A 21,593-nucleotide genomic window follows, 5' to 3' on the forward strand; every position below is an offset into this window, starting at 1 on the left:
ACCGCACCTCCTGAGCGAAGAGAGACACCATGAGAATCCTGCTGGTCGGCGCCGGGGGCGTCGGGGCGGCGTTCGCCGCCATCGCGGCCCGCCGCGACTTCTTCGAGACCATCGTTGTGGCCGACTACGACCCGGCACGTGCCGAGAAGGCGGCGGCCCAGGACGGCCGGTACGTCGCCGCGCAGATCGACGCGTCGTCCGCGGACGCCGTGGCGGCGCTGTGTCGCGAGCACGGCATCACCCACGTGATGAACGCGGTCGACCCGGTCTTCGACATGCCGGTCTTCGACGGTGCGTTCGCCGCCGGCGCCGACTACCTCGACATGGCGATGTCGCTGTCGCAGCCGCACCCGACGGCGCCGTACGAGAAGCCTGGGGTCAAGCTCGGCGACGAGCAGTTCGCCCTCGCCGACCGTTGGGAGGCCGCCGGCCGGCTCGCGCTCGTCGGCATGGGCGTCGAGCCGGGGCTGTCCGACGTGTTCGCGCGGTACGCCGCCGACCACCTCTTCAGGGAGATCGACGAGCTCGGCACCCGCGACGGCGCCAACCTCGTCGTGACCGACGACGACGGCAACGAGATCTTCGCGCCGTCGTTCTCGATGTGGACCACGATCGAGGAGTGCCTCAACCCGCCGGTGGTGTGGCAGGACGGCGACTGGCACACGACGCCGCCGTTCTCCGAGCCGGAGGTCTTCGACTTCCCCGAGGGCATCGGCCCGGTCGAGTGCGTGAACGTCGAGCACGAGGAGGTGCTCCTCATGCCGCGCTGGATCGATTGCAAGCGCGCGACCTTCAAGTACGGCCTCGGCGACGAGTTCATCAACATCCTCAAGGTGCTGCACACCCTCGGCCTCGACTCGACCGAGAAGGTGCGGGTCAAGGGGGTCGAGGTCAGCCCGCGCGACGTCGTCGCCGCCGTGCTCCCGGATCCGGCCACGGTCGGGCCGCGGATGCAGGGCAAGACCTGCGCGGGAGTGTGGGTGACCGGCACGGGCCAGGACGGCGCCGAGCGGTCGACGTACCTCTACCACGTGGTCGACAACGAGTGGACCATGCAGGAGTACGGCCACCAGTGCGTCGTGTGGCAGACCGCGATCAACCCTGTCGTCGCGCTCGAGCTGCTGGCGCGCGGCACCTGGAAGGGCGCGGGCGTGCTCGGCCCGGAGGCGTTCGACGCGGTGCCGTTCCTCGACCTGCTGACCGAGTACGGCAGTCCCTGGGGGATCAAGGAGCTCTGACGCGTCCGGCAGGACGTCGGTCGGCGGGCCTGGTGGTGGGCCGAGCAGGCGCCGATGAGTACGCCGTCGCCGTCGAGTCGGATCTGACATGACCGCAACGAACCTCGACACCCAGGACCACAGCCCGATCCTGGACCTGGCGACGATCACCCGGCGCCTCGACCAGGGCTTCACCCAGGCGCCGGAGACCCGCGGGCCGAGCCGGCACAGCACCTGGATCACGACGCTGAACGCCGACGGCGGTCCGCACACGACCGGGATCGGGGCGCTGTGGGCCGACGGCGCGTTCTGGTTCGAGACCGGGCCGGGCACCCGCAAGGCGCGCAACCTCGCCCGGGACCCCCGCTGCTCGCTCGCCCTCGCGGTGCAGGAGTTCGACCTCGTGGTCGAGGGCACGGCCGGCCGGGTGACCGACCCGGAGGTGGTGGCTGCCCGGGCCGCGGAGTGGGCTGCCGACGGGTGGCCGTGCGTGGTCGACGAGTCGGGGATCGCGCTGACCGCTCCGTTCACCGCACCCTCCGGCGGGCCGCCGCCGTGGTGGGTCTACCGGGTCGAGGCGACCTCGATGGTGGCGCTGCTCACGGTCGAGCCCGGGGGCGCCACGCGCTGGCGGTTCTGAGCCGGATATTCACGCGACGACCGTCGGTGCCGCGGCATAACGTCGTACCTCGCCATGCCTGCCACCCAGCTCGACGCCGACCGGTCGCTCCGGTCCGCCCCTCCCGGTCCTCCCGAACCCGCCCGGACCGTCGACTGGCGTCGCCTCCGCACGCCGGTGGCCGTCGTGGCGGTCGTCGCCTGCGCGATCGCGGCGGTCGGTACGTCGCTCGGCTCGCTGGTCGCCGGGCGGCTCGCGGAGCACGCGTCGAGCGGACTCGTCGGGGTCCTCGCGCTGTGCGTCGTGGGGGCCGCGGTGCTCGACACGGTCGGCCGCACGCTGTGGGCCGGCGTCGTCGACCGCGCCGAGGGCCGGCTCCGTGCCGACCTGCTCGACGCCGCCCTCGACCAGCCGCTCGCCGCGCTCACCGAGCAGGCCGTCGGCGAGGTGCTCGACCGGGTCGACGACGACACCCACGAGGTCGGCACCCTGCTCCGGCAGAGCGTCTGGATGGCGATGCGCACCGTGCTCGCGTCCGGGCCGCTGTGGCTGGTGGCCGGCTTCACCTGGTGGCCGGCGTTCCTGCTCTTCCCGCTCGCCGGGGTCGCCGCGTTCGGCGTCGTCCGGCCGCTGCTGCCGCAGATCTCGGCCCGCAAGGTCGAGGAGGAGGCCGCGTGGACCGACCACGCGGCCGCCCTGGAGGAGGGCGTTGCCGGCCGCGACGACCTGCGTGTCAGCCTGGGGCAGGCCCACGTGCTGCGGCGCACCACCGAGCTCGCGGCCCGGGTGCACCGGCTGTTCGCGGTCGTGCTCGAGCTCGAGGCCCGGGTCAGCCGCCGCACCGGCACCCTCCTGCACGCCGTCCTGGCGGGCACCGCCCTGGTCGGGGTCGCCCTCGTGGCGAGCGACCATCTCGGCACGGCCTCGCTGGTCACGCTGTTCCTGGTCACCACGATGTTCGTCGGCCAGGTCGACCAGCTGGCGCGCCACCTCCCCGACCTCCAGGCCGGCTTCGGCGCCGTGCTCCGGCTGCGCGGCCTGCTCGGCGCCGAGCAGGAGCCGACCGACGGTGCCGAGCTCCCCGACGGGCGGCTCGACCTCTCCTTCCGCGACCTGCACTTCGCGTACGCCGAGGGGCGGTTCGCGCTGCGCCACGTCGACCTGCACGTGCCGGCCGGCACCACCTGCGCGCTGGTCGGCCGCACCGGATCCGGCAAGTCCACGTTGGCGTCGCTGCTGTCGCGGGCGGTCGAGCCCGAGCCCGGCTCGGTGCTCCTCGGCGGCGTCGACGTGCGCGACCTCGAGCTGCAGGGGCTGCGCGCCGCCGTCGGCGTCGTCACCCAGCGCACCGAGATCCTGGCCGGCACGCTCGCCGAGAACATCACGCTCTTCTCCGACGTCCCCCGCGCCGACATCGCGGCCGCGGTGGCCGAGCTCGGCCTCGACGACTGGGTCGCCGGGCTGTCCGAGGGCCTCGACACGCTGCTCGGCCCCGGCGGCACCACGCTCTCGGCGGGGGAGGAGCAGCTGGTCGCGTTCGCCCGGCTGCTGGTCCGCGACGTCCGGGTGGTCGTGCTCGACGAGGCGACGGCGCGCATGGACCCGGTGACCGAGGCCCACGTCGTCCGGGCCGCCGACCGGCTGCTCGCCGGCCGCACCGGGCTGCTGGTCGCGCACCGCCTGTCCACCACCGAGCGCGCCGGGCAGGTCGCGGTGCTCGACGACGGCCGCGTCGTGCAGCGCGGCCCGCGCGCCCGGCTCGCCGCCGAGGCCGGCCCGTTCCGCGCGCTGCTGGAGGCGTCGGCCGAGGACGACCGACTCGACCCGGTCGAGCGGGAGACGGCCGTCGACGCACAGCAGGTCGGCACCGCGCGGCGGACGGGCGAGCCACCCGCGGCACCCGCGCTGAAGCCGGTGCCGGGCCTGGCCCGCTCGACGCTGCGGGCGCTGCTGATCGAGCCGCGGTGGGGCGCCGTGTCGATCGTGCTGTTCCTCGTGTCCGCGCTCACCGGCGCGTTCGGCGTGTTCACCGGCTGGGCGTGGGGACACCTGGTCGAGACGCTCCAGGAGGACGGCGACCCGACCCGGCTCACGGTCGCCCTCGTCGTGTCCCTGATCGTGTCGCCGCTGCTGCTGGCCGAGGCGATCCGGCGCTACCCGCGCTGGTGGATCGCGGTGATGCTGCGGGTCCGCACGACGGTGCTCGCCGGCCAGACCGAGCAGCACCGGCTGCGCCGTACCCCGCCCGGCGAGGTCGTCGCCCGCACCATGGACGCCGACCGCCTGGCCCGGTACGCCGACCGGTGGGTCGACTTCGTCAGCGGCCTCGTGGTCGCCGTGGTCACCGCGCTGCTGGCCCAGAGCCTGCTCGCCGGTGGCGTGCTGCTCGCGGTGATGCTGACGTCGTCGCTGGCGTCGTCGTTCGGGCGCCGGGTCGCCGGCCGGTCCGCCGCGGCGTCCGCGGCGGCACGGGCGCGCTTCGGCCGCTCGCTCGTCTCGGCCCTCGACTCGGTGCGCACGGTCAAGCTCGCCGCGTCGACGCCGAGCGTCCACGCCCACCTGCGCGAGGTCGACGGTGGGCGGGTCCAGGCCGCGGTGCGCGAGCACCGGGTGCAGGCGCTGCTCGACGGCGTGCCGATCGTGATGGTCCAGTGCGGGGTCGTCACCGCCTGGGCGGTCCTGGTCGCCGGCGGCTGGGGCCTCGCCACCGCGCTGCTGGTGGCCGGCGCGGTCAACGGCTTCGACTGGTTCGGCCGGGTGGCCGGTGCCGTCATCACCGAGGCACCCGGCACCCGCGCCTGGATGCAGGCCACCAGCCGGCTCGCCGGCGGCGGCGACCTCATGGATCTGCCCGAGGGCGTCGACCTCGTGCGCGGCACCGCACCCGCCCCGCTCGCGGGGGTGCGCGACCCACTGCGCACCCTCGAGCTCCGCGGCGTCTCGGCCGTCCACGACGACGGCACGATCGGCGTCAGCGACGTCGACCTCAGCGTGTCCGCGCAGGAGCTGGTGCTGCTGCTCGGTCAGGTCGGCTCCGGCAAGTCGAGCCTGCTCTCGGCGCTCGCCGGGCTCGTGTCCAGCACGGGCGAGATCCGCTGGAACGACGTACCCGTGGCCGACGGGCAGTCCTTCCTCCGCCCGGGGCGGGTCGCCCACGTGGCGCAGGTGCCCCGGGTGCTGTCAGGCACGTTCGCCGACAACGTCCACCTCGACCACCCCGACCGGCGGGTCGTCCCCGCCCTGGAGACGGCCCGGCTCACGCAGGATGTCGCGGTGGCGGGCGGCCCCGACGCGCTCGTCGGCCACCGGGGCGTCCGGCTCTCGGGCGGCCAGGTGCAGCGGCTCGCCCTCGCGCGCGGGGTCGCCTGCGACGCCGAGCTGCTGCTCGCCGACGACGTGTCGTCGGCGCTCGACGCCGCCACCGAGATCGAGCTGTGGACGGCGCTGCGCCGAGCCGGCGCGACCGTGGTCGGCGCGACCTCGAAGCGCGCCGCCCTGGCCCAGGCCGACCGGGTGGTGGTGCTCGTCGAGGGCCGCGTGGCGGCCGTCGGCCCGTGGGCGGAGCTGGCGCCCCGGTGGGGACACCTCGCTGGCTAGGCGGGGCTAGGCCCCCGACGCCAGCCGCCGCAGCTCGACGTGGTCGCCGCCCTCGGCGAACGCACGCACGATCTCGATCAGATCCTGCTCGTCGGCCGACTCCACGAGGTAGAAGCCGACGATCTGCTCGACGGTCTCGGTGAACGGGCCGTCGGTCACGACGACCGACCCGCGGCCGGTGTTGCGCATCGAGATCGCCTCGCTCGACGGCTCGAGCGGGCTCGTGAGCACCAGCTCGTGGCCTCGGGCCGCCAGCGCCTCGTGGAACCGACGATGGTTCTCCATGCCGAGCTCGTGCTCCGACTCGGGCAGCCTCGCCCACTCCTCCTCCGGAGCCGGGAGCAGCAGCAGGTAGCGACGACGTTCTGCGGACACGGGATCCTCCTCGGTGCGATGCGGTCGTCGTGATGACGGGCGGGGCGGCCCGGGATCGACAGGTGCGGGCCGGTCGATCCGAGTGCGACCGTACGCCGCGATGTAACGCCGCGGCCGGTCCGGACGCTCTGGAAGATGCGGGGGCGGGCGCCTGGCTGATCCGCCGCGCGGTGCACCGACCGCGTTCCAGGTGACTTCCTCTTTCCGCCCCCGCACCCTCCGGCCCCATCAGCCGGCCGGGCCCGGGCGGGTCGGCGTCACCGGGTCGCGGCGAATGCCTCCGCGACGACGTCGAAGCCCTCCGTGAGGAGCGCGTCGCCGATGGAGAGCGGCGGCAGGAACCGGAAGACGTTGCCCCAGGTGCCGCAGGTGAGCGTGACGACGCCGTGCCGGTGGCAGTACGCCGCGACGGCCGCGGTCCGTGCCGGGTCGGGCTCGGTGGTGCCGGGCCGGCACAGCTCGATCGCCATCATCGCGCCGCGACCGCGCACGTCGGCGATCACGTCGTGCTCGGCGCGCAGCGCGCCGAGCCGGGTCTCCATGAGCGCCTCGATCTCGCGGGCCCGGGAGACGAGGTCGTGGGTGCGCATCTCCTCGATCGCGCCGAGCGCCGCCGCGCAGGCGATCGGGTTGCCGCCGTACGTGCCGCCGAGGCCGCCGACGTGGACGGCGTCCATCAGCTCGGCGCGGCCGGTGACGCCGGCGAGAGGGAGGCCGCCGGCGATGCCCTTCGCGGTCGTGACGAGGTCGGGCACCACGCCTTCGTGGTCGCAGGCGAACCAGTCGCCAGCGCGGCAGAAGCCCGACTGGATCTCGTCGGCGATGAAGACGATGCCGTGCTCCTGCGACCAGGCGGCGAGCGCGGGGAGGAACCCCGGCGCCGGCACGACGAAGCCGCCCTCGCCCTGGATCGGCTCGATCACCACGCAGGCGAGGTTGGCCGCGCCGACCTGCTTGTCGAGCACGTCGATCGCGCGGGCCGCGGCCTCCTCGCCGGAGAGCCCGTCGCGCAGGGGATAGGACATCGGCGCCCGGTAGACCTCGCTGGCGAACGGGCCGAAGCCGTTCTTGTACGGCATGTTCTTCGCGGTCATCGCCATCGTGAGGTTGGTGCGGCCGTGGTAGGCGTGGTCGAAGACGGCCACGGCGTCGCGGCCGGTCGCGACCCGCGCGATCTTCACGGCGTTCTCGACGGCCTCGGCGCCGGAGTTGAACAGCGCGGACTTCTTGGCGTGGACGCCGGGCGTCAGCTCCGCCAGCGCGGCGCACACATCGACGTAGCCGTCGTAGGGCGTGATCATGAAGCAGGTGTGCGTGAACGCCGCGACCTGCTCCTGCACGCGTCGGACCACCCCGGGGGCGGCGTTGCCGACCGTGGTGACCGCGATGCCGGAGCCGAGGTCGATCAGGTGGTTGCCGTCGACGTCGACGAGCACTCCGCCGCCGGCCTCGGCGACGAAGACCGGCAGCGTGGTGCCGACGCCGTCGGCGACGAGCGCCTTCTTGCGCTCCAGCCGCTCGAGCGAGCCCGGGCCGGGGATGGCGGTGACGAGTCGGCGTTCCTGCGCGATGCTCATCTCCGCACCCTAGTGCGCGACACTGGACCGGTGAGAGACGTCGCGATCCTCGGCAGCACCGGCTCCATCGGCACCCAGGCCCTCGAGATCGTGCGCGCCAACCCGGACCGGTTCCGGGTCGTGGCGCTCACCGCCGGCGGCTCACAGCCCGAGCTGTTCGAGCGGCAGGTGGCGGAGCTCGCGCCGGCGTACTCCGGGCTGGGGGAGGACGCGAGCGTGGAGGCCGCGTCGCTGGAGTGCGACGTCGTCCTCAACGGCATCACCGGTGCGGTCGGGCTGCGGCCGACCCTGGCCGCCCTCGACGCCGGCAACACCCTCGCGCTGGCCAACAAGGAGTCGCTGATCGTGGGCGGCCCGCTGGTGCTCGACCGGGCGAAGCCCGGCCAGCTCGTGCCCGTGGACTCCGAGCACAGCGCGCTCGCCCAGTGCCTGCGCGGGGGCTCGCCCGACGAGGTACGCCGGCTGGTGCTGACCGCCAGCGGCGGGCCGTTCCGCGGCCGCAGCCGTGCGGAGCTCGCCGACGTCACTCCCGAGCAGGCGCTGGCGCACCCGACCTGGGACATGGGCCCGGTCGTCACGATCAACTCCGCGACCCTGGTCAACAAGGGCCTGGAGGTCATCGAGGCGCACCTGCTCTTCGGGATCCCGTTCGACCGCATCGAGGTCGTCGTACACCCGACCAGCGTCGTGCACTCGATGGTCGAGTTCGTCGACGGCTCGACGCTGGTGCAGGCGAGTCCGCCCACGATGCTGATCCCGATCGCGCTCGGCCTGGCCTGGCCCGACCGGGTGCCCGACACGGCGCCGCCGGTCGACTGGACGCGGCCGGAGACGTGGGAGTTCCTCCCGCTCGACGACGAGGCGTTCCCGGCGGTCGCGCTCGCGCGGCAGGCGGGGGAGCGCGGCGGCACGGCCCCGGCCGTCTACAACGCGGCCAACGAAGAGTGCGTCGACGCCTTCCGGTCCGGTCGGCTCGGATTCACCGGGATCGTCCCCACGGTTCAGGAAGTTCTCAGCCGGCACGTCGTACCCTCTGAGGTGGGCATCGAGGACGTCCTCGATGCCGACGCCTGGGCCCGCGACGCGGCCCGTCAGCTGATCGAGGGCCGGACATGAGTGAGGCCGCACATGAGTGAGGATGGCCAGTGAGCGCCCTGTTCTACCTGCTCGGTGTGGTGATCTTCGCGACCGCCATCATGGCCTCGATCGCCCTCCACGAGCTCGGCCACATGATCCCGGCCAAGAAGTTCGGCGGCAAGGTCACCCAGTACTTCATCGGCTTCGGGCCCACGGTCTGGAGCAAGCAGGTCGGGGAGACCGAGTACGGCGTGAAGGCGATCCCGCTCGGCGGCTTCGTCAAGATCGTCGGGATGCTGCCGCCCGGTGCGGTGGAGCTCGCCGACGACGTCACGGTCGACGCCCAGGGCAACCAGGTCGTGCGGGTGCGCAAGTCCAACACCGGCATGTTCACCCAGCTGATCTCGGACGCGCGCGCGGCCGAGTGGGAGACGATCCGGCCGGAGGACTCCGACCGGCTCTTCTACAAGATGGCGTGGTGGAAGAAGGTCATCGTGATGGCCGGCGGGCCCACGGTGAACATCCTGATCGCCTTCTTCATCTTCGCCGGGGTCTTCGCGACGTACGGCAACCTGAGCGATCCCAAGCCCTACAGCCCGGTCGTCAGCACGGTGGTCGACTGCGTGCTGCCCGCCTCCGAGGGTGACCGTGCCTGCAGTCCGACCGATCCGGTCGCGCCGGCGAAGGCCGCCGGGATCGAGGTCGGCGACCGGATCGTGTCGTTCAACGGCGTGCCGTTCACGAGCTGGGAGGCGCTCCAGAAGGAGATCCGCGCCAACGACGACGGCGCCGCCACGATCGTGGTCGAGCGCGACGGTCGGCAGCTCACGCTCAGCACGAACACGACCGTGACCGCCCGACCCACGTCGACCACCGACGCCGACCTCACCCAGGTCGGCTTCCTCGGGGTGAGCCCGACCCTGGGCGGCCTCAACACGGGCGGGCCGATCTACACCGTCGACCAGATGGGCCGGATGACCAAGGACACGGTCGTCGCCCTCGGCACCCTCCCGGTGAAGGTGTGGGACGTCGCCGAGGCGATCGTCGGCATCCAGGAGCGCGACCCCAACGGCCCCGTGAGCATCGTCGGGGGCGGCCGGATCGCGGGCGAGACCGTGTCGGAGGAGGCGTTCCCGGTCAAGGAGAAGGCCGTCTTCCTGCTGATGCTGATCGCGGGCTTCAACTTCTTCATCGGCATGTTCAACTTCATCCCGCTGCTGCCGCTCGACGGCGGCCACATCGCGGGCGCGCTCTGGGAGGCGATCCGCCGCGGGATGGCCCGGCTGCGCGGCCGCCCGGATCCCGGGTACGTCGATGTCGCGCGGCTGTTGCCGATCGCCTACTGCGTGGCCAGCGTGCTGCTGGTCATGGGTGCGGTGCTGATCGTCGGGGACCTGGTCGTCCCCGTTCGGATCGCGTCCTGACCGGGACCTAGGATCCTTGGTTTCGACGCGCCGTCGCGACCTCGCAGGCTCGGTCGCGGGCTTGCTCAACCTGCCTCCCCACGCCGCGGGCTCCTTCGTCGCCCTCGGCTAGGGTCGGCACATGACCGAGATCAGCCTGGGCATGCCCGCGGCGCCGCCGCCGGTGCTCGCGCCCCGCCGCAAGACCCGCCAGATCCAGGTGGGCAAGGTCGGCGTCGGCAGCGACCACCCGATCTCCGTGCAGTCGATGACCACGACCGTCACCGCCGACGTCAACCGGACCCTCCAGCAGATCGCGGAGCTCACGGCGTCCGGCTGCGACATCGTGCGGGTGGCCTGCCCGAGCCAGGACGACGCCGAGGCGCTCCCTGAGATCGCCCAGCATTCGCAGATCCCGGTGATCGCCGACATCCACTTCCAGCCGAAGTACGTCTTCGCCGCGATCGACGCCGGCTGCGCGGCCGTCCGCGTCAACCCCGGCAACATCAAGAGGTTCGACGACCAGGTCAAGGAGATCGCCCGCGCCGCGAAGGACCGCGGTACGTCGATCCGGATCGGCGTCAACGCCGGTTCGCTCGACAAGCGGCTGCTCGAGAAGTACGGCAAGGCCACGCCGGAGGCACTCGTCGAGTCGGCGGTGTGGGAGGCGAGCCTCTTCGAGGAGCACGACTTCCACGACTTCAAGATCTCGGTGAAGCACAACGACCCGGTCGTGATGGTGCGCGCCTACGAGATGCTGGCCGAGCGCGGCGACTGGCCGCTGCACCTCGGGGTGACCGAGGCCGGCCCGGCGTTCCAGGGCACGATCAAGTCGGCGACGGCGTTCGGGGCGCTGCTCTCGCGGGGCATCGGCGACACCATCCGCGTCTCGCTGTCCGCGCCGCCGGTCGAGGAGGTCAAGGTCGGGCTCCAGATCCTGGAGTCGCTGAACCTGCGGCCCCGTCGGCTCGAGATCGTCTCGTGCCCGTCCTGCGGACGCGCCCAGGTCGACGTCTACAAACTCGCCGACGAGGTGACCGCCGGCCTGGAGGGCATGGAGGTCCCGCTGCGGGTCGCGGTCATGGGCTGCGTCGTCAACGGCCCCGGCGAGGCCCGTGAGGCCGACCTCGGCGTCGCCTCCGGCAACGGCAAGGGGCAGATCTTCGTCAAGGGCGAGGTCATCAAGACCGTGCCCGAGTCGCAGATCGTGGAGACCCTCATCGAAGAGGCGATGCGGATCGCCGAGGGCATGGAGTCGGTCGACGGAGCCTCGGCCAGCGTCACGGTCTCGTGATGTCCCTGCTGCTGCCGCTGGTGCTCCTGGTCGCGGCAGCGGTCCTCGTGGTCGTGGGCTTCGTCGTGCTCGCTCGGCATCGCTCCGGGCGTTCCCGGTCTGGGTACTAGGCTGCCGCCGTGCTCACGACCCGCCACGGCGTCCGGCCGCTCGGTGCCCCCGATCTGGACGCCTTCCTGGCGCTCGCCCGCCGCGAGCCGGTCGTCAACGTCTTCGCCGACTATCGCGCGACCACCACGAACCTCGAGCCGCGCTGGCTCGGCGGCGAGATGTGGGGCCGGTTCGTCGCGGGCGAGCTCACCGCGGCCTGCCACGTCGGCGCCAACCTGGTGCCGATCTGCGCCACCGCCGACGACGCCGCGGCGTTCGCCGAGCGCGCCCTCGCCCGCGGCCGCACGGTGTCGACGATCGTCGGTCCGCAGGAGCCGGTCCGGGCGTTCTGGAACGGCGTCGCCAGCAGCTGGGGCCGGCCCCGGGAGGCCCGGTGGGACCAGCCGCACCTCGAGATCTCGACGCCGCCGCACGCGCCGATCGACCCGTACGTCCGGCGGACCACCAAGTCCGACATGGAGCAGCTCTACCCGGCCTGCGTCGCCATGTACACCGAGGAGGTGGGCGTCTCCCCGGAGTGGGGCGGCGGCACCGAGCTCTACCGGGCCCGGGTCGCGCAGCTGGTGAGCCGCGGCTGGTCCTACGCCCGCTTCGACGACTCCGGCCGGCTGGTGTTCAAGGCCGAGGTCGCCTGCGCGACGCCGTACGCCGCGCAGGTCCAGGGCGTCTTCGTGCCGCCCGAGTTCCGCGGCCGTGGACTGGCGACCGCCGGCATGGCGGCCGTCGTCGAGCTGGTCCGCCGCGAGATCGCGCCGGTGGTCTCGCTCTACGTCAACGAGTGGAACTCCCCGGCGCGCGCCGTCTACGAGAAGGTCGGCTTCCGCGAGACCGCGCGCTTCGCGACCGTGATGTTCTGAGCCGGCCCCGGGGCACCGGCCTTACTGGTTCGCTGCCCGTGGACCCCCACAAGTAGCCTTCTCGCCATGATCATGCGGATGTCGAGCCTGTTCGTGCGGACCCTGCGGGAGGACCCGGCGGACGCCGAGGTGCCGTCGCACCGGCTGCTCGTCCGCGCCGGCTACATCCGCCGTGCGGCGCCCGGCATCTACACCTGGCTGCCGCTGGGGCTGAAGGTGCTGCGCCGCATCGAGAGCATCATCCGCGAGGAGATGGACTCCATCGGCGGCCAGGAGCTCAGCTTCCCCGCGCTGCTGCCGCGCGAGCCCTACGAGGCGACCAACCGGTGGACGGAGTACGGCGACAACATCTTCCGCCTCCACGACCGCAAGGGCGCCGACTACCTGCTGGGCCCGACCCACGAGGAGATGTTCACCCTCGTGGTCAAGGACCTCTACAGCTCCTACAAGGACCTGCCGCTGGTCATCTACCAGATCCAGACCAAGTACCGCGACGAGGCGCGGCCGCGGGCCGGCCTGCTGCGCGGCCGCGAGTTCGTGATGAAGGACTCCTACTCGTTCGACATCGACGACGCGGGCCTCGACGCGAGCTACCAGAAGCACCGCGACGCCTACATCCGGATCTTCGACCGGCTCGGCTTCGAGTACGTCATCGTCAAGGCGACCTCCGGCGCCATGGGCGGGTCGAAGTCCGAGGAGTTCCTGGCCCGGGCCGAGGTCGGCGAGGACACCTACGTCCGCTGCACGAAGTGCGACTACGCCGCGAACGTCGAGGCCGTGCAGGTGGCGCCGCCGCGGCCGGTGCCGTACGACGGCCTGCCCGCCGCCCACGCGGAGCAGACGCCCGACACGCCGACCATCCAGACCCTGGTCGACCACCTCAACGACGCGTTCCCGCGCGCCGACCGCCCGTGGACCGCCGGCGACACGCTGAAGAACGTCCTGATCGTCCTCAAGCACCCGGACGGTACCCGCGAGCCGATCGCGATCGGCGTTCCCGGCGACCGCGAGGTCGACCAGAAGCGCCTCGAGGGCCAGCTGGAGCCGATCGAGGTCGAGCCGTTCGACGAAACGGAGTTCAAGAGTCACCCGAGCCTGGTCAAGGGCTACATCGGCCCCGGGGCGCTGGGGGAGAAGGGCGAGTCGGGCATCCGCTACCTGGTCGACCCCCGCGTGGTCGCGGGCACCAGCTGGGTGACCGGGGCGAACGTCGACGGCAGCCACGTCCTCGACCTGGTCGTCGGCCGCGACTTCACCCCCGACGGCACGATCGAGGCCGCCGAGGTGCGCGACGGCGACCCGTGCCCCGTCTGTGGGGTCGAGGGGGGTGCCGGCGGCACCCTCGAGACCGCCCGCGGCATCGAGATGGGCCACATCTTCCAGCTCGGCCGCAAGTACGCCGACGCGCTCGACCTCAAGGTGCTCGACGAGTCCGGCAAGCTGGTCACCGTCACGATGGGCTCCTACGGCATCGGACCCTCGCGTGCGGTGGCCGCGATCGCCGAGGGGACCCTCGACGACCTCGGGCTGTCGTGGCCGCGGGAGGTCGCGCCCGCCGACGTGCACCTGGTGGCCACCGGCAAGGACGAGCAGGTCTACGCGGCCGCCGAGCGGATCGCCCACGAGCTCGCCTCGCGCGGCGTCGAGGTGCTGTACGACGACCGCCCGAAGGTCAGCCCCGGCGTGAAGTTCAAGGACGCCGAGCTGATCGGCGTCCCGACGATCGTGATCGTCGGGAAGGGCCTCGCCGACGGCACCATCGAGGTCAAGGACCGCGCCACCGGTGCCCGTGAGGACGTCGCCGCGGACCACGTGGTCGACCACCTGGTCCGCCTCGTCAAGGCCTGAGCGGCACGGGCCGACCGCCCGGCGTCCCGTCCGGGCGTGGCCGCGCCCGGGCGGGATCTGCACGTTTGTGCAATGCACAAACGTGAGGTTGGCGGGCTATCGCGCCTTCGGGGCGCTCTGTTGCATGCTTTTGCAAGAGCGAGGAGCCGCCAGTCCCCCCACATCCCGGCGGTGCCTCGCTCGCGGGCCAGTCCAGGCCTCAGCGGTCCGCGTGCTCGCCGGCTCCGGGGAACATCTCGGGAGTTCCCCGGAAGGCGAGTTCGCGGACCGCTGTCTCGTTCAGCGCCCGGATCGCCCAGCGCCGCGTCTCGTCGACGGCGTTCGCGACCAGCCAGGCGTACGTCGTGGCGCACGCCCGCTCCGTCTCCCGCGCTACCCGCGCGATCCGCTCGGCGCGCTCGAGGTCCGCCGGCACGACGTAGGCCGGCTCGGCCGCGACCGGCTCGGCGCCCGCGTCGACGAGCCAGCCGGTCAGCTGATCCCGTCGCCCCCGGTGCGCGGCGTACGCCGCCGAGACCGCGGCGTAGAGGACCGGCATCGCGCTGCGCGAGGTGCGCCCGCCGAGCACGCCGAAGACGTAGACGGCGGCATGCTCCGCCGCGAGCGTGGTCTGGAGGGCGTCGACGTCGCTCACGTCGCCTCCGACGGCAGTGCGGCGAGGTGCTGGGAGACCGACGCCGACATCGACGCCAGCAGCCGGGCGAGCGGGCCGCTCTCGGCGCGCACCGCGGCGTCCTCCAGGAACTCCTGCAGGTCGCGCTCGGCCCGGCGCAGCTGCCGGCGCGAGGCGGCCGCGGCGACCGGCGCCTCGGCCTCGAGCGCGGCCAGGTGCGCGGCGTGCATCGCGGTCAGCTGCGGCACCCGTCCGGACTTCGCGGCGGTCGCCGTGATCCGGGCGACCGCCTCGTCGACGAGGGCCTCGTCGGGGTCTCCCGCGGCGGCGGGGCGCAGTGGTGCCGGGGCGTCCTGACCGCAGCCGGAGACCCCGAGCAGACCGCCCACGCCGACGGCCAGCGCGGCGCGGCGGGAGAGGCGGGACGCTGCGGGCACGGCGCCGACCCTAACCCCTCTGGCCGCCGTGATGCCGCCGTGATGCCGCCGTGCCGCCGCCGTGCCCCGGAGCGGCTATGGTTGACGATCAACAACAGCACAAGGAGGTCGCCCACCCGTGAGCAGCGCCAACCAGGACGCCACCAGGGAGCGGATCGAGGCCGAGCTCGACGACCCCCTGCGTGCCCTGGGCCTCGACATCGAGGCCGTCGAGATCACTCCGGCCGGTAAGCGCCGGATCCTGCGGGTCGCCGTCGACAAGGACGGCGGGGTGACCCTCGACGAGGTCGCCGAGGCCACCCGCGAGGTCAACCGGGTGCTCGACGAGTCCGACGTGATGGGGGAGCACCCCTACACGCTCGAGGTCACCTCGCGCGGTGTCGACCGCCCGCTCACGCTCCCGCGCCACTGGCGGCGCAACGCCGGCCGCCTGGTCAAGGTGACCGGCGCCGACGGGAGCACCGTCACCGGGCGGATCCTCGAGTCGACCGACGACGCCGCCACGCTCGAGGTCGACGGCGCGCGGCAGCAGGTCGCGTACGCCGAGGTGAAGAAGGCGCTGGTGCAAGTGGAGTTCAACCGCCGCGGCGACGAGGGTGACGGGGGCGAGGAGGCCTGATGGACATCGACATGAGCATCCTGCGCATGCTCGAGCGGGAGAAGGAGATCTCGTTCGACGTGCTGGTGGAGGCCATCGAGCAGGCACTGCTCACGGCGTACCACAAGACCCCGGGCGCGCAGGAGCGGGCCCGCGTCGACCTGGACCGCAAGTCCGGGCACGTCACCGTGCTCGCCAGCGAGCTCGACGACGAGGGCAACGTGGTCGGGGAGTACGACGACACTCCCGAGGGCTTCGGCCGGATCGCCGCGACGACCGCCAAGCAGATCATGCTGCAGCGGCTGCGCGACGCCGAGGACGACATCCGGTTCGGTGAGTTCTCCGGCCGCGAGGGCGACGTCATCTCGGGGATCATCCAGCAGGGCCGCAACCCGGACGACGTGATGGTCGACCTCGGCAAGCTCGAGGCGCTGCTGCCGGTCGGCGAGCGGGTCCCGGGCGAGCGTTACGACCACGGCACCCGCATCAAGTGCCTGGTCGTGTCGGTGCGCAAGGGCATGCGTGGGCCGCAGGTCACCCTGTCCCGCTCGCACCCGAACCTGGTGAAGAAGCTGTTCGCACTCGAGGTCCCCGAGATCGCCGACGGCACCGTCGAGATCGCGGCGATCGCCCGCGAGGCCGGCCACCGCACCAAGATCGCGGTGCGCTCGACCGCCCCCGGCGTCAACGCCAAGGGCGCCTGCATCGGGCCGATGGGCTCGCGGGTGCGCAACGTGATGTCGGAGCTGCACGGCGAGAAGATCGACATCGTCGACTGGTCCGACGAGCCGGCCCAGTTGGTCGCCAACGCGCTCTCGCCCGCCCGGGTCACCTCGGTCGAGGTGATCGACGCCGAGGCCCGCTCCGCGCGGGTCGTGGTGCCCGACTTCCAGCTCTCGCTGGCGATCGGCAAGGAGGGCCAGAACGCCCGCCTCGCCGCCCGCCTCACCGGCTGGCGCATCGACATCCGCAGCGACGAGGCTGAGACGAGCAGCGACGCCTGAGGAACGAAGGCGGCGCGTGGGCTCGGCCAGGTTGAGCAAGCGACGCGACTGAGGAACGAAGTCGCGCGAGCGCGTCGAAACCCAGCAGGCCTCGCGGGGCGCTCGGCCCGGGCGAGGCCCAGTTCGAAATCGAGGGGCTCGTGGGGGTAGGGTTGTCGTCAGTGGCGCGTGAACACTTCTCTGCAGCATGCCCGGATCTCCCGGCCCCCTCCGCTGAACCCGGGGGCCCGGTTCGGACGTGTGTGGGGTGCCGGGAGCGGGCCACGAAGAGCGAGTTGCTGCGGGTGACCGTCGGCTCGGATGCGCACGGCCACCCGGCCGTCGTGCCCGATCCGCAGGGCACCGCACCCGGGCGGGGAGCGCACCTCCACCCCACCCCCGAGTGCTACGAGCTCGCGGTGCGGCGGCGAGCGTTCGCCCGGGCCCTTCGCTTCCTGGGAGACCAGGGGCGAGGCGGGGCGGGGCTGGCCACCGCACCGCTGGGCGAGTACCTCGACTCGCGCGCAGAACCAACCTGACCGTCCGACAGAAACTGGAGCACCTGCTCATGAGCACTCGATGAGTACTTCGCGATGAGCGTGCACACCCACTAACGGTCTCGATCTCCCCCCAGCCGATCTGCGGGAACTCGGGTTCGAGGCCAGAAGGAGAAGCGTGGCTAAGACCCGAGTTCACGAACTCGCCAAGGAGTTCGGAGTCGAGAGCAAGTTCGTTCTCGAGAAGTTCAAGGAGATGGGGGAGTTCGTCAAGTCGGCGAGCTCCACGGTCGAACTTCCCGCTGAGATGCGGTTCCGCAAGGAGTACGGCGACAAGCTGAAGGCCGAGCAGGCCGCGGCTCCCGCCGACGCGGCACCGGCCAAGCCGGCCGCGAAGAAGGCCCCGGCCAAGAAGGCCGCCGAGGCCCCGGTCGTGGAGACCCCGGCCGCCGAGGCTCCCGCCGCCGCGGCGGCACCCGCTGCCCCCGTCGAGGAGCGCGGCGAGGCCGAGGCGGCCCCGGCGAAGAAGGCCGCCCCCAAGCCCGGCCCCCGCCCCGGCCCGAAGGCCGAGGAGCCCCCGGCCCCGCCGGCCGAGCCCGAGCCTGAGCCCGAGGCGCCGGCCGCCGACGCCGCGCCGTCCCCGAAGGCCCCCGCGCCCAAGGCACCGGCGCCGCGTCCGGTCGGCCGCCCCGGTGCGCCGCGTCCGGGCAACAACCCGTTCGCGTCCAGCCAGGGCATGGGCCGTCGTCCGGCGCCGGGCGAGCGCCCGGCTCCGACGACCGGTGGCGGCGACAACCGGCCGCCGCGCCCGCCGGCACCCGGCGGCCGTCCGGGCATGCCGCGTCCCAACCCGGCGATGATGCCCAAGTCCCCGGCCGCGTTCGGCCAGGGCCCGGGTGCCCGTGCCGGCGGTCCCGGTCGTCCCGGTGCCCCCGGCCGCGGTGGCGCGCCGGGTCGCGGTGGCGCCCCCGGTCGTCCCGGTGCCGGCGCCGGCGCGCCGGGTCGTCCCGGTGGCTTCGGCCCCAGCGGCGGTCGTCCCGGTGGCGGTCGTCCCGGTCAGCGCGGCCAGACCCAGGGTGCCTTCGGTCGCCCGGGCGGTCCCTCGCGGCGCGGTCGCAAGTCGAAGCGGGCGCGTCGCCAGGAGTTCGAGGCCATGGAGGCCCCGACGATCGGCGGCGTGCGCGTCCGCAAGGGCAACGGCGAGACCGTCCGCCTGCCGCGGGGCGCCTCGCTGACCGACTTCGCGGAGAAGATCAACGTCGACGCCGCGTCGCTGGTGCAGATGCTGTTCAGCCTCGGCGAGATGGTCACCGCGACCGAGTCGGTCAACGACGAGACCCTCGAGCTGCTCGGTGAGGAGCTCAACTACGTCGTCCAGGTCGTGTCCCCGGAGGACGAGGACCGCGAGCTGCTCGAGTCCTTCGACATCGAGTTCGGCGACGACGAGGACGACGAGGAGGCCGCCGAGGCGCGTCCGCCGGTCGTCACCGTCATGGGCCACGTCGACCACGGAAAGACCCGCCTGCTCGACGCGCTCCGCAGCGCCAACGTCGCCTCGGGCGAGGCCGGTGGCATCACCCAGCACATCGGTGCTTACCAGGTACACACCGAGGTCGACGGCGAGGACCGCCGCATCACCTTCATCGACACCCCGGGTCACGAGGCGTTCACCGCCATGCGTGCCCGTGGCTCGCAGTCGTCGGACATCGCGATCCTCGTGGTCGCCGCCGACGACGGCGTGATGCCGCAGACCGTCGAGGCGCTCAACCACGCCAAGGCGGCCGGGGTCCCGATCGTGGTCGCGGTCAACAAGATCGACAAGCCCGAGGCCGACCCGACCAAGGTCCGCGGCCAGCTGACCGAGTACGGCCTGGTGCCCGAGGAGTACGGCGGCGACACGATGTTCGTCGACGTCTCGGCCAAGTCCGAGCTCAACCTCGACAAGCTGCTCGAGGCGGTCGTGCTGACGGCCGACGCGTCGCTGGACCTGTCCGCGAACCCCGACCGGGACGCGCAGGGTCTGGTCATCGAGGCGCACCTGGACCGCGGTCGCGGCCCGGTCGCGACCGTCCTGGTCCAGCGCGGCACGCTGCACGTCGGCGACTCGATCGTCGCCGGTCCGGCCCACGGCCGGGTCCGCGCGATGCTCGACGAGTACGGCAACGAGCTCACCGAGGCCGGCCCGTCCCGCCCGGCGATGGTCCTGGGTCTGAGCGCCGTCCCCGGCGCGGGCCAGAACTTCATCGTCGTCGAGGACGACCGGATGGCGCGCCAGATCGCCGAGAAGCGTGAGGCCCGCGAGCGGGCGGCCATGCAGGCCAAGCGCCGCGTGCGTCGTACGCTCGAGGACTTCATGGCCTCCATGGAGAAGGGCGAGAGCCAGGAGCTCAACCTCATCCTCAAGGGCGACGTGTCCGGTTCGGTCGAGGCGCTCGAGGACGCGCTGGCGAAGATCGACGTCGGCGACGAGGTCAGCCTGCGGGTCATCGACCGCGGTGTCGGTGCGATCACCGAGACCAACGTCGACCTGGCCGCCGCCTCCGACGCGATCATCATCGGCTTCAACGTCCGCCCGCAGGGCAAGGCGACGGAGCTGGCCGACCGCGAGGGCGTGGAGATCCGGTACTACACCGTCATCTACCAGGCCATCGAGGAGATCGAGGCCGCGCTCAAGGGCATGCTCAAGCCGGAGTACGAGGAGTCGACCCTGGGCCAGGCGGAGATCCGCGCGATCTTCCGCTCGTCCAAGATCGGCAACATCGCCGGTTGCATGGTCACCAGCGGCGTGATCCGGCGCAACGCCAAGGTCCGCGTCATCCGCGACGGCTCCGTCGTGGCCGACAACCTCGACCTGCAGTCGCTCAAGCGCGAGAAGGACGACGCGTCCGAGGTCCGCGAGGGCTTCGAGTGTGGTCTGGTGCTGCGCAACTTCCAGGACATCAAGGAAGGCGACATCGTCGAGGCCTTCGAGATGCGGGAGATCCCCCGCAGCTGACCCGGCCGAGTCGGCGCCAGTTTCCCGCCCTGCGCGGAAACTGGCGCCGGCTCGGTGCGTTACGGCGGGAAACTGGCGCCGACTCGGCGTTTGAGAGAGTAGGAATCATGAGCAGCCCTCGCGTCCGCAAGATCGCCGATCGGATCCAGGTCATCGTCGCGGAGATGCTGGAGCGCCGGATCAAGGACCCGCGCCTCGGCTTCGTGACCATCACCGACGTCCGCCTGACCGGCGACTCGCAGCAGGCCACGATCTTCTACACCGTCCTGGACTCCACCGGGGACGACGAGGCGGCGCTCGCCGCTACGGCCGCCGCGCTCGAGTCGGCCAAGGGGCTGCTGCGCTCCGAGGTCGCGAAGCAGCTGGGCATGCGGCACGCGCCGTCGCTGACGTTCGTGGCCGACGCCCTGCCCGAGTCCGCTCGGCACCTCGACGAGGTGCTGGCCCGGGCCAGGCAGCAGGACGAGGCCGTGGCGGCGGCGCGCGGCACGGCGTACGCCGGCGAGGCCGACCCCTACAAGAAGCCCTTCGAGACGCCTCGTACCTCGGCTCCTCAGGAACCACCCCGCGAGGCCGAGGACGCCGAGGACGCCGAGGACGCCGACCTCGACGATGAGTGAGTCCGGCGCTGGGTCCGGCCTGGTCGTCGTCGACAAGGCCGGAGGCATGACGTCGCACGACGTCGTGTCCCGGGTGCGGCGGCTCGCCGGCACCCGGAAGGTCGGCCACGCCGGCACACTCGACCCGATGGCGACCGGGGTGCTGGTGCTCGGCGTCAACCGGGCGACCCGGCTGCTCGGGCACCTGATGCTGACCGAGAAGGCGTACGACGCGACGATCCGGCTCGGCGTGGCGACGAGCACCGACGACGCCGAGGGCGAGGTGACCGCGACCGTCGCGACCGACGGCCTCGACGAGGCGCAGGTGCGAGCGGCCGCGGCGGAGTTCGTCGGCGACCTGCTGCAGGTGCCGACCGCCGTCTCGGCGATCAAGGTCGACGGCAAGCGGGCCTACCAGCGGGTGCGCGACGGCGAGCAGGTCGAGCTGAAGGCGCGGCCGGTCACCGTGCACGAGCTCGTGGTGCACGCGGTGCGGCGCGACGAGCTGGACGTCTCGGTCCGCTGCTCCAGCGGCACCTACATCCGCGCCATCGCCCGCGACCTCGGCGCCCGGCTGGGTGTCGGGGGGCACCTGACGTCGCTGCGGCGTACCGCCGTCGGCCCCTACGCGCTCGCCGACGCCCGCACGCTCGACGAGCTCGGCGACGGGTTCGCGATGATGCCGATCGCGGCCGCCGCCCGCGCGGCGTTCGCGTCGGTCGACCTCGACGAGCGCCAGGCGGGCGACGTGCGGGTCGGCCGGGCGATCGACGTCGACCTGGCGGGGCTCTCGGCGGTGTTCGCGCCGGACGGGGAGTTCCTCGCGCTCTACGAGCCGAAGGACGGTCGGGCCCGGCCCGTCGCGGTGTTCACCGGGTGAGCCCCGATAGTGTTCT

At 72.7% G+C, this 21,593-nt stretch carries 18 protein-coding genes; 14 read left to right on the top strand and 4 right to left on the bottom strand.

Annotated features, from left to right (window positions below; all coding sequences use genetic code 11):
• Positions 1-29: 29 nt before the first annotated feature.
• The 3 genes from KM427_RS10215 (at position 30) to KM427_RS10225 (ending at position 5,433) form a co-directional block, all read left to right on the top strand.
• Positions 30-1,238: a saccharopine dehydrogenase family protein gene (locus KM427_RS10215; RefSeq protein ID WP_215527120.1), complete on the top strand. Its 1,209-nt coding sequence runs from the start codon at positions 30-32 to the stop codon at positions 1,236-1,238.
• A gap of 88 nt (positions 1,239-1,326) precedes the next feature.
• Positions 1,327-1,857, top strand: coding sequence for a pyridoxamine 5'-phosphate oxidase family protein (locus KM427_RS10220; RefSeq protein ID WP_215527121.1), 531 nt, complete (start codon positions 1,327-1,329; stop codon positions 1,855-1,857).
• A 54-nt stretch (positions 1,858-1,911) separates the two neighbouring features.
• Positions 1,912-5,433, top strand: coding sequence for an ATP-binding cassette domain-containing protein (locus tag KM427_RS10225; RefSeq protein ID WP_215527122.1), 3,522 nt, complete (start codon positions 1,912-1,914; stop codon positions 5,431-5,433).
• A 6-nt stretch (positions 5,434-5,439) separates the two neighbouring features.
• Here KM427_RS10225 and KM427_RS10230 read toward each other — a convergent pair whose 3' ends face one another.
• Positions 5,440-5,808: a YciI family protein gene (locus tag KM427_RS10230; RefSeq protein ID WP_215527123.1), complete on the bottom strand. Its 369-nt coding sequence runs from the start codon at positions 5,806-5,808 to the stop codon at positions 5,440-5,442.
• A gap of 257 nt (positions 5,809-6,065) precedes the next feature.
• Positions 6,066-7,385 carry a 4-aminobutyrate--2-oxoglutarate transaminase gene (gene gabT, locus KM427_RS10235; RefSeq protein WP_215527124.1) on the bottom strand — a complete coding sequence of 440 codons (1,320 nt, stop codon included), beginning with the start codon at positions 7,383-7,385 and terminating at the stop codon, positions 6,066-6,068.
• Positions 7,386-7,415: 30 nt separating this feature from the next.
• Here gabT and KM427_RS10240 point away from each other — a divergent pair, with 30 nt between their 5' ends.
• The 5 genes from KM427_RS10240 to KM427_RS10260 all read left to right on the top strand — a co-directional run bounded on the left by KM427_RS10240 (position 7,416) and on the right by KM427_RS10260 (position 13,975).
• The gene (locus KM427_RS10240) at positions 7,416-8,501 is read left to right on the top strand and encodes a 1-deoxy-D-xylulose-5-phosphate reductoisomerase (RefSeq protein ID WP_215527125.1); all 1,086 of its coding nucleotides are present in this window, start codon (positions 7,416-7,418) and stop codon (positions 8,499-8,501) included.
• 29 nt (positions 8,502-8,530) lie between these two features.
• Positions 8,531-9,886, top strand: coding sequence for a M50 family metallopeptidase (locus KM427_RS10245; protein ID WP_286674371.1), 1,356 nt, complete (start codon positions 8,531-8,533; stop codon positions 9,884-9,886).
• A 121-nt stretch (positions 9,887-10,007) separates the two neighbouring features.
• Entirely contained in the window at positions 10,008-11,159 is a 1,152-nt protein-coding gene (gene ispG, locus KM427_RS10250) for a flavodoxin-dependent (E)-4-hydroxy-3-methylbut-2-enyl-diphosphate synthase (protein WP_183590526.1), read from the top strand.
• A gap of 119 nt (positions 11,160-11,278) precedes the next feature.
• The gene (locus KM427_RS10255) at positions 11,279-12,127 is read left to right on the top strand and encodes a GNAT family N-acetyltransferase (RefSeq protein WP_183590525.1); all 849 of its coding nucleotides are present in this window, start codon (positions 11,279-11,281) and stop codon (positions 12,125-12,127) included.
• A 66-nt stretch (positions 12,128-12,193) separates the two neighbouring features.
• The gene (locus KM427_RS10260) at positions 12,194-13,975 is read left to right on the top strand and encodes a proline--tRNA ligase (protein ID WP_215527126.1); all 1,782 of its coding nucleotides are present in this window, start codon (positions 12,194-12,196) and stop codon (positions 13,973-13,975) included.
• 199 nt (positions 13,976-14,174) lie between these two features.
• Here the strand turns inward: KM427_RS10260 and KM427_RS10265 are convergent, their stop codons facing one another.
• The gene (locus tag KM427_RS10265) at positions 14,175-14,609 is read right to left on the bottom strand and encodes a ferritin-like domain-containing protein (protein ID WP_183590523.1); all 435 of its coding nucleotides are present in this window, start codon (positions 14,607-14,609) and stop codon (positions 14,175-14,177) included.
• Positions 14,606-15,025, bottom strand: coding sequence for a hypothetical protein (locus tag KM427_RS10270; RefSeq protein WP_215527127.1), 420 nt, complete (start codon positions 15,023-15,025; stop codon positions 14,606-14,608). Before KM427_RS10270 ends, KM427_RS10265 begins: the two co-directional genes overlap by 4 nt.
• A 118-nt stretch (positions 15,026-15,143) precedes the next feature.
• Between KM427_RS10270 and rimP the strand changes: the two genes are divergently transcribed.
• The 6 genes from rimP to truB all read left to right on the top strand — a co-directional run bounded on the left by rimP (position 15,144) and on the right by truB (position 21,577).
• Positions 15,144-15,644: a ribosome maturation factor RimP gene (gene rimP, locus KM427_RS10275; RefSeq protein WP_183590521.1), complete on the top strand. Its 501-nt coding sequence runs from the start codon at positions 15,144-15,146 to the stop codon at positions 15,642-15,644.
• Positions 15,644-16,627, top strand: coding sequence for a transcription termination factor NusA (gene nusA, locus KM427_RS10280; protein WP_215527128.1), 984 nt, complete (start codon positions 15,644-15,646; stop codon positions 16,625-16,627). Before rimP ends, nusA begins: the two co-directional genes overlap by 1 nt.
• 284 nt (positions 16,628-16,911) lie before the next feature.
• The gene (locus KM427_RS10285; RefSeq protein ID WP_252275254.1) at positions 16,912-17,145 is read left to right on the top strand and encodes a YlxR family protein; all 234 of its coding nucleotides are present in this window, start codon (positions 16,912-16,914) and stop codon (positions 17,143-17,145) included.
• A 136-nt stretch (positions 17,146-17,281) separates the two neighbouring features.
• Complete coding sequence (gene infB / locus KM427_RS10290; protein WP_215527129.1) at positions 17,282-20,098, top strand: translation initiation factor IF-2; 2,817 nt, start codon at positions 17,282-17,284, stop codon at positions 20,096-20,098.
• Positions 20,099-20,205: 107 nt separating this feature from the next.
• Positions 20,206-20,718 carry a 30S ribosome-binding factor RbfA gene (rbfA, locus tag KM427_RS10295; protein WP_215527130.1) on the top strand — a complete coding sequence of 171 codons (513 nt, stop codon included), beginning with the start codon at positions 20,206-20,208 and terminating at the stop codon, positions 20,716-20,718.
• Positions 20,711-21,577, top strand: a complete 867-nt coding sequence (gene truB, locus KM427_RS10300; protein WP_215527131.1) for a tRNA pseudouridine(55) synthase TruB — start codon at positions 20,711-20,713, stop codon at positions 21,575-21,577. The genes rbfA and truB overlap by 8 nt, the downstream gene beginning before the upstream one ends.
• Positions 21,578-21,593 lie beyond the last annotated feature (16 nt).

The organism is Nocardioides sp. LMS-CY (assembly GCF_018732145.1).
Classification (GTDB): Bacteria; Actinomycetota; Actinomycetes; order Propionibacteriales; family Nocardioidaceae; genus Nocardioides; species Nocardioides soli.